The 11,521-nt window shown below is 59.2% G+C and carries 13 protein-coding genes and 1 riboswitch; of the genes, 6 read left to right on the top strand and 7 right to left on the bottom strand.

All coding sequences use genetic code 11. The annotated features are described in order from the left end of the window. Window positions 1–17 precede the first annotated feature (17 nt). From ACR0I0_RS01440 to metZ, 3 genes are all read right to left on the bottom strand, one after another. Window positions 18–668 (bottom strand): hypothetical protein, encoded by a 651-nt coding sequence (locus ACR0I0_RS01440; protein WP_480489902.1) that lies wholly within the window; start codon window positions 666–668, stop codon window positions 18–20. 284 nt (window positions 669–952) lie between these two features. Then, window positions 953–2,056, bottom strand: coding sequence for a GTP cyclohydrolase FolE2 (gene folE2 / locus ACR0I0_RS01435; RefSeq protein ID WP_209833435.1), 1,104 nt, complete (start codon window positions 2,054–2,056; stop codon window positions 953–955). Window positions 2,057–2,288: 232 nt separating this feature from the next. Beyond that, window positions 2,289–3,494 (bottom strand): O-succinylhomoserine sulfhydrylase, encoded by a 1,206-nt coding sequence (metZ, locus tag ACR0I0_RS01430; protein WP_480489900.1) that lies wholly within the window; start codon window positions 3,492–3,494, stop codon window positions 2,289–2,291. A gap of 62 nt (window positions 3,495–3,556) precedes the next feature. After that, a riboswitch (SAM riboswitch) is annotated at window positions 3,557–3,634 on the bottom strand. A gap of 122 nt (window positions 3,635–3,756) precedes the next feature. Here metZ and ACR0I0_RS01425 point away from each other — a divergent pair. Then, window positions 3,757–4,455 (top strand): glutathione S-transferase N-terminal domain-containing protein, encoded by a 699-nt coding sequence (locus ACR0I0_RS01425; RefSeq protein ID WP_480489898.1) that lies wholly within the window; start codon window positions 3,757–3,759, stop codon window positions 4,453–4,455. Window positions 4,456–4,524: 69 nt separating this feature from the next. Here the strand turns inward: ACR0I0_RS01425 and ACR0I0_RS01420 are convergent, their stop codons facing one another. Continuing rightward, a complete protein-coding gene (locus tag ACR0I0_RS01420; RefSeq protein WP_171119571.1) occupies window positions 4,525–4,911 on the bottom strand; it encodes a hypothetical protein in 387 nt (128 codons plus the stop codon). A 224-nt stretch (window positions 4,912–5,135) separates the two neighbouring features. Then, complete coding sequence (locus ACR0I0_RS01415; protein ID WP_152459842.1) at window positions 5,136–5,528, bottom strand: OB-fold nucleic acid binding domain-containing protein; 393 nt, start codon at window positions 5,526–5,528, stop codon at window positions 5,136–5,138. A 127-nt stretch (window positions 5,529–5,655) separates the two neighbouring features. Here ACR0I0_RS01415 and ACR0I0_RS01410 point away from each other — a divergent pair, with 127 nt between their 5' ends. Then, window positions 5,656–5,979: a 2Fe-2S iron-sulfur cluster-binding protein gene (locus ACR0I0_RS01410; protein ID WP_152457603.1), complete on the top strand. Its 324-nt coding sequence runs from the start codon at window positions 5,656–5,658 to the stop codon at window positions 5,977–5,979. Continuing rightward, the gene (locus ACR0I0_RS01405) at window positions 5,979–6,722 is read left to right on the top strand and encodes an FG-GAP repeat domain-containing protein (RefSeq protein WP_210092180.1); all 744 of its coding nucleotides are present in this window, start codon (window positions 5,979–5,981) and stop codon (window positions 6,720–6,722) included. The genes ACR0I0_RS01410 and ACR0I0_RS01405 overlap by 1 nt, the downstream gene beginning before the upstream one ends. A 134-nt stretch (window positions 6,723–6,856) precedes the next feature. On the opposite strand, the gene purD is transcribed toward ACR0I0_RS01405, so the two are convergent. Beyond that, window positions 6,857–8,125 carry a phosphoribosylamine--glycine ligase gene (gene purD / locus ACR0I0_RS01400; RefSeq protein WP_480489895.1) on the bottom strand — a complete coding sequence of 423 codons (1,269 nt, stop codon included), beginning with the start codon at window positions 8,123–8,125 and terminating at the stop codon, window positions 6,857–6,859. Window positions 8,126–8,200: 75 nt separating this feature from the next. Here purD and xseA point away from each other — a divergent pair, with 75 nt between their 5' ends. Further along, window positions 8,201–9,685: an exodeoxyribonuclease VII large subunit gene (gene xseA, locus ACR0I0_RS01395; protein ID WP_480489893.1), complete on the top strand. Its 1,485-nt coding sequence runs from the start codon at window positions 8,201–8,203 to the stop codon at window positions 9,683–9,685. Between the two features lie 3 nt (window positions 9,686–9,688). Then, window positions 9,689–10,330 carry a glutathione S-transferase family protein gene (locus ACR0I0_RS01390; RefSeq protein WP_480489891.1) on the top strand — a complete coding sequence of 214 codons (642 nt, stop codon included), beginning with the start codon at window positions 9,689–9,691 and terminating at the stop codon, window positions 10,328–10,330. Here the strand turns inward: ACR0I0_RS01390 and ACR0I0_RS01385 are convergent, their stop codons facing one another. Next, window positions 10,331–10,711, bottom strand: a complete 381-nt coding sequence (locus tag ACR0I0_RS01385; protein WP_171633322.1) for a hypothetical protein — start codon at window positions 10,709–10,711, stop codon at window positions 10,331–10,333. Between the two features lie 155 nt (window positions 10,712–10,866). On the opposite strand from ACR0I0_RS01385, the gene ACR0I0_RS01380 reads away from it, so the two are divergent. Beyond that, window positions 10,867–11,505: a lysoplasmalogenase gene (locus ACR0I0_RS01380; protein WP_480489889.1), complete on the top strand. Its 639-nt coding sequence runs from the start codon at window positions 10,867–10,869 to the stop codon at window positions 11,503–11,505. The last annotated feature ends 16 nt before the right edge of the window (window positions 11,506–11,521 follow it).

Genomic DNA, 11,521 nt, shown 5'->3' with positions numbered 1-11,521 from the left:
AAGCAGATGATCCCGGTTTACCCGTCAGTTTTTACATCTGCTTCGGGCATCACGGGTGGTTTGGACGGGGCACGAGTTTTTCGCGCCTGCGGTTTGCGCGGTTCCGTCACCGGGGCTGGTTTTGCCTGCACCTTGGCCGGGGCAGGATCGGCCGGTGTCGGCTTGACCTGCGCTGCCTGGACAGGCGCCGGTTTTGCGGGGGCGGGCTTGGGTGTTACGGGCAACACGGTTTCGGCCGCAGGTGTCGCCGAGGGTTCAACAGGTTTTACCGCTGTTTTGTCACTAACCGCAGGTGTCGGTTTGGCTGCTGCCGGGGGTGCTGCCGTGGGCCGCGGACTGGCTGAAAACTCAACCGGTTTTGCCGCCGGCTTGGTCACCGGTTTGGTCGGTACAGGTTTGCGGGCCAGCTTGTTCTTGGTCGTTGGCGATTTCGCCGGTACGCGTTTCTTGCGCGTCGCAGCGGGTTTGGCCACCGGTTTTGCCGCCGGAGTTTCCACCACTGGACCCGGTGCTGACGCTGCCAGGTGTAGCGCGTGGACCGACACCATCGGCAGTTCAAGTGCTGAACGAGTCATGATCTGTGCGATCTTGATCTGGTTGACGATCGCATAGCCAGCCATGCGTAAAGCCGCGGCCTGAAGCTCCAGCGGTTGGGTAATCGAATTCATTCCATAGATCTCCTGTGAAAACGATGCAGCCCGAAGAGAGAGGGTAAAGCGCCCTGCCCGCTCGGGGGATCCGGGCGGAGGTTGGGGTCTTGCAGTCCAAGGCGTCTCACGTCTCGGCTTCCTTTTGGGGTGACACACCATTGAGCGCGCCGGTGTGCCGAAGCTGCATTCCCCGTCAGGATACAGGAGTTTCTCACGCAATTGCAGCATTTTTGCTGCATTGCGGCGAATGAGCGCCGATCAGATAATTCTCTGATTAAATTCTAGCCACTTACCCGAGAAGTTCAGCCAACGTGAAACAGGGTCGTGAACAGTTTCGGGTCCAGGCTGGACGCGGCGAAGGTTGGGCCTTCGGTCAGAATCGACACGGCGTCATGGCTGTGCAGGCTTTCCTGATGGCTTGCGACAACGCGAAAATCACCGACGTGATGATCGGCCAGCAATTCTGCGCAGAACAAGCGCGCCGCATCTTCGACAAAAATCGGATTGGCTGCGTTCAACTCGGCAAAAGCCTGTTCGTCTTCGCGTTTGACCATGACCTGAGTTTCGGTCGGCACCGCGCGTCGGCACAACTCGATCAGGTCTTCAAACCAAAGACAATCGGCATCGCAATCCACGACCACGGAAATTCGCGCGACGGAACGTTGCGAATGCGGTGTTGCCAATTGTCCCCGCATGGCACGGGCATGTTCGCTCAGCTCCAGAGAGCACGGGCAGGTCGAGGAATAGACATAGTCCAGATGCATGATCTTCTGGCGCACGCCGCCGGACTCCACCAGTTCCAGAGCGATGTCGTAATACTGATATCCTTCCAGACCCGATCTCAGGCTCTTGACCCTGTCGGGGTAAGAAAACCGCATTTGGATACGCGCGTCAAAGCTGTCCAGGTCGGTCATATAGTCGTCAAGCGCCGCCTGCATGACTTCAAAGCTGAAAGTACGCTCGGCATGTTTGTAAAAAGACCGCATGATCCGGGACATGTTGATGCCCTTTTTCTCGGCCTCAAGGCTTACGGTGCCCGTAACAGACGTCTCAAGCGTCAGGTCTTCCCCATCTTTCCGATGGAAACGGATCGGCAGGCGAAAGTTCGAGATGCCAACATGCTGGATCTGCTGCTTGGCACCGCGTATCAAGCTGGACGGGCCGTTTTGCAAGTCGGGCAAAGACGCGCGGTAATTCGCGTCAACCGAGAAACCCTCCGGGTACTCGCGCGAAAGCGAAGGATAGTTCACCTGCGTCAGGCCGGGCACCAGCCGCGCGATAGCCGGATCCAGCTGGCTGATCTCGGATGCCGTCGCAGATTCCGCCCATTGCCGCAGAACCTTCAGGGCCTCGGCGGCTTGTTCCTGATCCGGGGTCTCATCAATGTCGCGCGGGTGAATGTTCATCGGCTGCGGTTCCTCGATTGGTCGTAGGAATATATACGACTACAGGTGATTTACCAGTTTAACCCAATACGCAGGCAATAGCAGTCCGGATTGAAAAAACCGGCGCAAAACCGTCATTCTGCAACGAAATACGCCTTTCGCAGACACAAAGGCCAGGCTTCAACCGCGAATACCACCCGAAAAGACGCCGCGTTCACAGACAACGCGACGGCCCCGACGGGCAAGAGGCTTTTCACTGTGCTGCTGTTTGCTTCTGCGAAGCCTCCAATGCCTGCTGGATGTCAACCAGCAGGTCTTCGGCGTCTTCCAGGCCTACGGAAAAACGGATCAGGCCCGGCGTAATGCCCAGCTCGTCCTTCTGCGCATCGCTCAGACGCTGGTGCGTTGTGGTCGCCGGGTGCGTCGCGATCGACTTGGCATCGCCCAGGTTGTTCGAGATCACAGGAATGGTCAGCGCATTCAGGAAAGCAAAAGCCGCGTCCTTGCCGCCCTTGATATCCAGGGACAACACAGTCCCGCCCTTTCCGCCAAGTTGCGATTGAACCAGAGCATTTTGCGCGTGGGTCTTCAAACCTGGGTAAAGAGTGCGCGCCAGCGCCGGGTGCCCTTCCAGCGCCTCGGCGATCCTTTGTGCACTGTCGGCCTGCGCATTGACGCGCAGCGCCATGGTTTCCAGACCTTTGAGCATGACCCAGGCATTAAACGGGCTGAGCGCGCCGCCGGTGTGCTTCAGATACGGCTCAACGGTTCCGCGGATGAACTCCCTGGTGCCGATGATGACGCCGCCCAGCGCACGGCCCTGTCCGTCAATATGCTTGGTCGCCGAATAAACGACCACATCCGCGCCCTGTTCTATCGCGCGCGAAAAGACGGGCGTCGAAAACACGTTGTCCACCACCACAACCGCCCCGACGGCATGGGCCAACTTGGACACGGATGCGATGTCGATCACTTCAAGAGTCGGGTTCGACATCGATTCGAAGAAGACCGCCTTGGTGTCCGGGCGGATCGCTGCCTTCCATTGCTCCAGATCGGTGCCGTCCACAAAGGTCACCTCGACGCCAAAACGGGTCAGGATGTTCTCGAGGATGTACAGGCAGGACCCGAACAATGCCTTTGCTGAAACAACATGGTCCCCGGCCTTCAGCATAGAGTTCAGCGCACCGTTCACCGCTGCCATGCCCGAAGCCGTCGCAAACGCATCCTCGCCACCTTCAAGGGCCGCGATGCGCTGTTCGAACATCGAGACCGTCGGATTGCCATAGCGGGCATAAATGAACTCATCAGGGCCGCATTCCAGAAACCGGGCTTCGGCCTGTTCGGCGGTTTCGTACACAAAGCCCTGCGTCAGGAAAATCGCCTCGCTCACCTCGTTGTACTGACTGCGGCGGACACCGCCATGGACGGCTTGGGTGCGTTTGTTCCAGTTCTCGCTCATCTCATTCCCTTTCAGCCTCCGGCGGAGGCAAACAAAAAACCCCAGACGCGGCCAAGCGAAAGGGGTCTTTCATCCTGACCTTTTAGCGGTGTTGTTTAGCGTGGCCCGCAATCCGGTAACAAATCGCCACGAAGCTTTGGGATGGCAATACGCCTCGGGCGGTTTGCGGTCAAGCCCGGCCTGCGTTTCGGTCACGCTTTCGTAAGCGGTACTTGCCGAACCGGCAGAAACCCGCATGATCCCTTCAACATCAGGAGAACACATGGCCGACCCGATTGATCTGTATTTCTGGCCCACACCGAACGGCTGGAAAGTGTCCATCGCCCTGGAAGAGATGGAGCTGCCCTACACCACGCATCTGGTCAATATCGGAAAGGGCGATCAGTTCGACCCGCAGTTCCTGAAGATCGCCCCGAACAACCGTATGCCCGCAATCGTGGACCGTGACGGGCCGGATGGTGCACCGATCTCGGTTTTTGAAAGCGGGGCAATTCTGATGTATCTGGCCCGCAAGACCGGGCAGTTCTATGGCAGGACCGAGCGTGACCGGATCGCCGTCGAAGAATGGCTGATGTGGCAGATGGGCGGTGTTGGCCCGATGGCCGGTCAGGCGCATCACTTCCTGAAATACGCCCCGCAACTGAACCCGCCACAGGACCTGCCCTATGCCAAAGATCGTTACCGGGCCGAGGTCGGTCGTCTGTACGGGGTGCTCGACAGACGGCTGGCCGAGAACGAATACGTTGCCGGAGATTTCTATTCAATTGCAGACATGTCGATCTGGGGCTGGGCCAGCCTGTGGGAAGGGCAGCAGCAAGTGCTGGAGGACAAACCCCACTTTGCGCGCTGGCTGAAGACCGTCGGCGCCCGCCCCGGTGTTCAGGCCGGGCGCGCTCTGCACGCAGAGCTGCGAGGAGACAATCGTGACAAGCAGGCGCAGGAGGTCTTGTTCAAACGATGACTGCGTTGAAAACCCGTTTGGATTGACGCGGATCATCAACCCTGTCCGCCTTGGCCACGGCAGGTTCGGCTAGCGAAACTTGAATTCGGGTTCTGCCGGGAAAGGCATCGGGGTGTTCCTCCAAGCTCCACTGCGCAGCGCGGCGGGATTTCTGTGGTCAACGCGCATCCGGGGCGTCAGGACAAAAGCCGCTTGCTTCTTCCCATCCGTTTCCCGCACCAAGCGTGTCATCTCTTTGCGCTTTAGACGCTGCAATTCCGAGAGGTATTTTTGGGTGTTCCCAAGGTGTCTGCGCTCGAAAGAGTGGGCACTCAATGCTTCCTCGATCATTCTGGCGGTATGCACGTATCCTTTTGAACGCGTATGCTCCAACAGTTCGCCAAGGCGACCGGCAATCTGGCTCTCATCCAGCTGGACGGTTTTTTCGAACGATCCATTTCGTGTTACTTCGGGCATCTGAACTGACTCTGAGAAGGTGTTGAGTAGCGTTCCGTCGCGCCTGCGTTCAGACACAGGCCGACGCATAGAGATGCCCGCAGTACTAACACGGCATCAAAGAGTCGACCGGCCAATGCCGAATTGGCGGAAAAGCGCCTTTGACCCAGCGTGATATGCGGAAACTTACCGACATTCATCGCGCACAGGTCTTGCTGGGCGCAAGGCGGCAAGGCAGCCGCCCGCTATTGTCCGTCACGGCAGGCCGCCCCTGCGCCCTGCACCAGCATATCCAGCATCCCCGAAATATCCTCGATTTCTTCCGCAATCACATGGGTCACTGAATGCGCCCGCTGCATCCGGCCCGTCACCTTCAGCAACCGCCCCGAAATCACCGCACGGCGGAACCGTTCGTAAATTTTGCGCCAGACCACCACATTCACGATCCCGGTCTCATCTTCAAGCGTCAGAAAGATCACGCCCTTGGCCGTCCCCGGCCTCTGCCGCAGGATCACAAGCCCGGCCACAGCCACGCGCGCGCCCTCGGGCGGGGAATCCAGTTGGCTGGAAGGCAGACAGGACGGCGGGCGCGGCCAATCCCGGTTTGAAACCACAGGGCGAATGGGTGTAACAAGCATGAGAACAAAAATAGAACAAACAACAAGAAAGTCCAGACACGGCGCGCTGAGTCGCAAATGAGGCTGGAAAGACCTAAATGCCTTCACTAAGGAAGAAATCGAACATCGCAAAAGGAAGACGCACGCAATGGCAAAGATCACCTATGTCGAGCACGGCGGTACCGAACACACAGTCGAGGTCGCCAACGGACTGACCGTCATGGAAGGGGCCCGTGACAACAACATTCCCGGCATCGAGGCCGATTGCGGCGGCGCCTGCGCCTGCTCGACCTGCCATGTTTACGTCCACCCCGACTGGGTCGAGAAAATCCCGGCCAAGGATGACATGGAAGAAGACATGCTGGACTTTGCCTATGAGCCCGACCCGGCCCGCTCACGCCTGACCTGCCAGATCAAGGTCACCGACGCGCTGGACGGTCTGGTCGTTCAGATGCCCGAAAAACAGATCTGATGCACAACAATGTGCCGCGCCTGCCCCGCCGCTTTTGTCAACGCCGGGCACGCGGCGCTTTGCTATCTTTCGGACTTTGGCTCTCGCTGCAACCGGCTGGCGCGGCGGAAACCATCAACGACGCCCGCTTCACAGAGCCAACCACCCGTTACGCCCATGGCGTCCTGGGTGATACGATCGAATATGGCGCGGTGGAATTCACGACCGACACTACGGTCGTAACTGTTCGACTGCCGCAGGATCGCGTGTTCGAAGACCTCGCTCCGCGTTTGGCAGACGTCAACCTGGACGGCGCGCGCGAAGCAATTGTCGTTGAATCCCACGACAAATCAGGGGCTCAACTTGCGATCTACGACGCCGCCGGAGACAAGATCGCGGCCACGCCTCATATCGGTACCCGCTTCCGCTGGCTCGCCCCGATCGGGGCAGCCGACCTGGACGGCGACGGACATGTCGAGATCGCCTATATTGATCGTCCGCACCTTGCCAAAACGCTGCGCATCTGGCGCTACAAAGACAACGCCCTGGGCGAAGTCGCGGCTCTGCCCGGATTGACCAACCACAGGATCGGTGAAGATTTCATTTCCGGTGGTCTGCGCACCTGCGGCGACCGCCCGGAACTGATCGTGGCCAGCGCCGACTGGACGCGGATCGTCAGCGTCTTCTACGACAACGGCTGGATCACATCCGACCGGGGCCCGTTCCACGGCCGCAAAAGCCTTGCCCAAGCCCTGAACTGCTGATCCGCCTCTTCATCTAGCCAAAAATATCCCGCGGCGTGAGCGGTTGAAAGGAATTCGTCCAATGGACGATTTCGACCGCGAACGCGCGCAGCGCCGGGAAGCCGCAAAGCCGAGGGGTCAACCGCCCTGCCCCGTCAACCTTCCAGGGCACGCCATCCGATATCGCGCCGGTAAAACCCGTCAGGCCAATCCACAGCTTCAACCATTTCATAGGCCCGGTCGCGCGCCTCTTTCAGCGTGCTCCCACGGGCGGTCACGTTCAGCACACGCCCGCCCGATGCAACCACCTGCCCATCGACACTCTTTGTACCAGCGTGGAACACCATGTTCTGGCTGTCTTCCGGCAGGCCTTCAAGCCCTTTGATCGCAGTGCCTTTCTTGTAAGCACCCGGATAACCATTGGCCGCCATTACAACCGTGATCGCATGGTCATCCGCCCAATTCACCCGCATTTCACCCAACCTGCCCTCGGCCGCGGCGTGCATCAGGTCCATCGCCTGCGCGCCCAACCGCATCATCAACACCTGACATTCCGGATCACCGAAGCGGACGTTGTATTCAACCAGCCTTGGCTGCCCGTCCTTGATCATCAAACCTGCATAAAGAACGCCCTGAAACGGCGTTCCCCGGCGCTTCATCTCGGCGATGGTGGGGCGCACGATCTCTTCCATCGCGCGCGCCTCCACCTCTTCGCTCAACACCGGCGCCGGAGAATACGCGCCCATCCCGCCCGTGTTCAGCCCGGTATCGCCCTCGCCAACCCGTTTGTGATCCTGGGCCGTGCCGACTGAGAGAATGTCCTCACCATCACACAGAACGAACAGCGAGGCTTCTTCCCCATCCATGAATTCTTCAATGACGACTTCCGCACCAGCACCGCCAAACGCACCCCCAAACATGTCGTCAATGGCGTCCAGTGCGGTCGTTTCGTCCATCGCAACGATAACGCCCTTGCCCGCGGCCAGACCATCGGCCTTGACCACAATCGGTGCGCCCTGTTCGCGGACATAGGCTTTGGCAGGCACAGCCTCGGTAAACCGGGCATAAGCTGCGGTGGGGGCGTTGGCCGCGTCGCAGATTTCCTTGGTGAAGCTTTTCGACGCTTCCAGCTTCGCCGCCTCGGCTGAGGGCCCAAAAACCAATACTCCGGCTTCGCGCAACCGATCAGCCACACCGGCCGCCAAAGGCGCCTCGGGCCCAACGATCACGAAATCAATCGCATTTTCTTCGGCAAAGCCGACAACAGCCCCGCCGTTTTCAACATCCAGAGCGGCACAGTCAGCGATCTGCGCGATCCCCGCATTTCCCGGAGCAACGATCAGGCGATCACATTTGGGGTTTTGCAGCACTGCCCATGCCAGGCTGTGTTCGCGCCCTCCGCTGCCGAGAATGAGGATATTCATGAAAGCTCTCCGATCTGCTTGGCCTTGCCTGCGCGGCGTTCTAAGCTGGGCGCGCATTTGAAACAAGGCGCTGAAATGTCCGACCTGCTTGATGACCCGATTCCGGGCCAAAACACCCCTGAATACACAGTGTCCGAAATTTCGGGTGAGGTGAAACGGACGCTCGAAGGCTCATTCGGCCGAATCCGCGTGCGCGGTGAGGTTGGGCGCGTGTTCAAAGCCCGATCCGGGCATCTGTATTACGACATCAAGGACGACCGGAACGTTTTGGCCTGCACGACATGGAAAGGTCAGGTTTCCAGCCTCTCGGTCGTGCCAGAGGAAGGGCTGGAGGTTGTCGTCACCGGTCGCCTTACGGCTTTCGGGGCGCAATCCAAATACAACCTGAACGTCGATGAGGTTTCCGTCGCGGGTCAGGGCGCTCTTATGGCGCTGCTGGAGAAGCGCAAGAAACAACTGGAATCCGAAGGTCTGTTCGCGCCGGAACGCAAGAAACCCCTGCCGTACCTGCCGCAGATCATTGGCGTTGTGACATCCCCTTCCGGTGCCGTGATCCGCGACATTCTGCATCGGCTCAGGGACAGGTTTCCGCGCAAGGTGCTGATCTGGCCTGTGGCGGTTCAAGGGGCCAACTGCGCGCCCGAGGTCGCCCGCGCCATCGAAGGCTTCAACCAACTGACACCTGGCGGCGCGTTGCCGCGGCCCGACCTGATCATCGTCGCCCGTGGCGGCGGATCGATCGAAGACCTCTGGGGCTTCAACGAAGAGAGTGTCGCGCGCGCAGCCGCCGCATCGGGCATACCGCTGATTTCGGCCGTTGGGCATGAAACCGACACCACCCTGATTGATTTTGTCTCGGACCGCCGCGCGCCTACACCCACGGCTGCGGCAGAGCTGGCCGTGCCGGTCCGCATCGAACTGCTCGCCTGGACCGAAGAACAAGCTGCGCGCCTGTCGCGCGCGGCAACGGACGCGGTGCAGCGCCGTTCGCAAAGGCTGCGCGATTTGTCCCGCGCCCTGCCGCGCCCGGACAGTCTGCTGAACTCCCCCAGACAACGCCTTGATTTGATTGCAGATCGTCTCACACCCGCCTTGATACGCGGGGTGCAGAACCGTCGCCTGCAAGTGGTGGAATTGTCTGCTCATCTGCGCCCCTCGACCCTGCAAAGCTTGATATCGACGCGACAGGAATCGCTGCGCAACCTGTCATCGCGCCTGTCCTTGCGACCGATCCAAAGGGAAATCGATCAACAGCGGCAAAACCTAGATCGTTTGCGCGATCGAATGCACACGGCCCAAACCACGCGACTGGACCGCCTCAAGCAGCAACTCGAAGCGACGGACCGCCTGCGCGAGACGCTGAGCTACAAAGCCACTTTGGACCGCGGATACGCGGTCGTCCGAGCCGAAGGGAATGTGATCACCACCAAGGCTCAGGCCACCAAACAAACGGCGCTCGAGATCGAATTCGCCGATGGCGTTCTCAGCACCGGCCCGGGCGCGAAATCACCCTCGAAGAAACCCAGGCCGGACACCCCGGATCAGGGATCACTGTTCTGAGCCATGCTGACCATCTGGGGCCGAAGAACATCATCAAATGTACAGGCCCTGATGTGGTGTGTGGGTGAGCTGGCGCTGGAGTTCCAGCGCCACGATGCCGGGCACAGGTTCGGTTTGCTGGACACCGATGAGTTTCGCAAGCTGAACCCGAACGGCACCATCCCCGTGATACAGGACGGCCCAAATCCCTCGCTGTGGGAGACGGGGCCGATCCTGCGCTACCTTGCCTCCATGTATGGAGCGGATGATTTCTGGCCACGCGATCCGACCCGGCAAGCCGAAGTGGACAAATGGGCAGAATGGGCCAAGATCAATGTCGCGATGGCCTTCACGGTACCTGTGTTCTGGCGGGTCGTGCGGACCCCGCAGACAGAGCGCGATCACCAAGCGATCGAAACGGCCGTCACAGCACTCGAGAACACGCTGGCGATCGCCGATGCGCAACTTTCTGAAAACGCTTTCCTGTGCGGTTCCTGCCTGACTTTGGCCGATATCCAGTTGGGGCACATACTCTATCGCTACTATGACATCGATATTTCGCGCGCATCACTGCCCAACTTGCGCCGCTATTACGAAGGCTTGACAGACAGGACAGCTTACCAAACCCATGTCATGATCAATTATGATGAGCTGCGCGCAAACTGATCAAACGCCAACGTCCGGTCCATAACAAACCATTTCTTCCCCAAGATCCTCGGCCTCATACAGTTCAGTCGCTTGCGGATTACCTTCGAACTGCGCAATCAAACCGCCACCGGATTCAGTGAAAACCCAGCATTGCGGATCCAGCCTGTCTTCGTAGACAAAGCAGATCTGCTCGCCCTGCTGATACCAGATACCTTCCTTGCAATTCCCGTCGAGAAAAGACCAGATCACACGACGGTTCGGAAGATACCGCTCCACCCCGTAAACCTGACCTTCGAACCCGTAGAACAGAGTTTTGCCCTGCGTATACTTGTCGAACTCCGAGCCAGACAAAGGCGTTTGTGCCGCCACGGAATGTGCGGCCAAAGTCGCGAGAATCATCAGGAACCTGAACATGTTTCCATTTTGTCAGAAGCGCTTCGGTCATGCCATTCGCCTGTTGAACCGGTGCCTTCACAAGGCGCTTAACTCAACGTAAGCGGTTGATTTCACGCCACGCCCCAGATCAGATCATTCTGAACCGGCGAGGAGATGACATGACAACCCTACTGTTCTGGATCGCCTGTGGCTGCGCCCTTGGTTACCTGCCACTGACCTCCTGGCCCGTCGGTTCTTTGCGCACTGTACTGAAAACCGCATCAGTCGCCCTACTGGCGGTCATCGCCATCATGAACGGTGAGCCTTGGCTGTTGGTTCTTGCGCTCGCTCTATGTGCGACAGGCGACGCCCTGCTGTCGCGCGAAACAGATGCCACCTTCATGATGGGCATCGCCGCATTTGCCGCCGGGCATCTGACCTATATCGCTCTGTTCCTGACTCAGCCGATCAGTTCTGCCGGGCTGATCCTCAGCGCGCCTGCGATTGTATGGTCCTTGATCATTCTGGGCATCATCATGGCCACTTTGCTCGCGCCCCGCGCCGGAGACCTGAAGGGGCCCGTTCTGGCATATATCCCCATCATTCTTGGCATGGGGGTCACGGTGCTGGCACTGCCGGATACCGGTCCCCTTCGGTGGGCCTTTCCCGCCGCCATGGCCTTCATCGCGTCAGATCTGATCCTCGCAACCGAGAAATTCCTGCTGCCGCCACACCATCCGGCCCTCAAGGTGACGCCCTATCTTGTATGGCCCCTTTACTGGGGTGCTCAGCTTGGCTTTGTCCTTGCATTTGCGTGACCCTTTGCAACTGCCG

The sequence above is a fragment of the Ruegeria sp. AG6 genome (assembly GCF_056541565.1).
The sequence above is the reverse complement of the archived record's forward strand: the minus strand, read 5'-3'. Positions and strand labels throughout refer to the sequence as shown.

Bases quoted from the DNA above. Each gene is read 5' to 3' on its own strand.
- ACR0I0_RS01405 (WP_210092180.1), top strand. From the start codon at position 5,979: ATGCACAACAATGTGCCGCGCCTGCCCCGCCGCTTTTGTCAACGCCGG.
- folE2 (WP_209833435.1), bottom strand. From the start codon at position 2,056: ATGAACATTCACCCGCGCGACATTGATGAGACCCCGGATCAGGAACAA.
- metZ (WP_480489900.1), bottom strand. From the start codon at position 3,494: ATGAGCGAGAACTGGAACAAACGCACCCAAGCCGTCCATGGCGGTGTC.
- ACR0I0_RS01440 (WP_480489902.1), bottom strand. From the start codon at position 668: ATGAATTCGATTACCCAACCGCTGGAGCTTCAGGCCGCGGCTTTACGC.
- ACR0I0_RS01390 (WP_480489891.1), top strand. From the start codon at position 9,689: ATGCTGACCATCTGGGGCCGAAGAACATCATCAAATGTACAGGCCCTG.
- ACR0I0_RS01425 (WP_480489898.1), top strand. From the start codon at position 3,757: ATGGCCGACCCGATTGATCTGTATTTCTGGCCCACACCGAACGGCTGG.
- xseA (WP_480489893.1), top strand. From the start codon at position 8,201: ATGTCCGACCTGCTTGATGACCCGATTCCGGGCCAAAACACCCCTGAA.
- purD (WP_480489895.1), bottom strand. From the start codon at position 8,125: ATGAATATCCTCATTCTCGGCAGCGGAGGGCGCGAACACAGCCTGGCA.
- ACR0I0_RS01420 (WP_171119571.1), bottom strand. From the start codon at position 4,911: ATGCCCGAAGTAACACGAAATGGATCGTTCGAAAAAACCGTCCAGCTG.
- ACR0I0_RS01410 (WP_152457603.1), top strand. From the start codon at position 5,656: ATGGCAAAGATCACCTATGTCGAGCACGGCGGTACCGAACACACAGTC.
- ACR0I0_RS01415 (WP_152459842.1), bottom strand. From the start codon at position 5,528: ATGCTTGTTACACCCATTCGCCCTGTGGTTTCAAACCGGGATTGGCCG.
- ACR0I0_RS01385 (WP_171633322.1), bottom strand. From the start codon at position 10,711: ATGATTCTCGCGACTTTGGCCGCACATTCCGTGGCGGCACAAACGCCT.
- ACR0I0_RS01380 (WP_480489889.1), top strand. From the start codon at position 10,867: ATGACAACCCTACTGTTCTGGATCGCCTGTGGCTGCGCCCTTGGTTAC.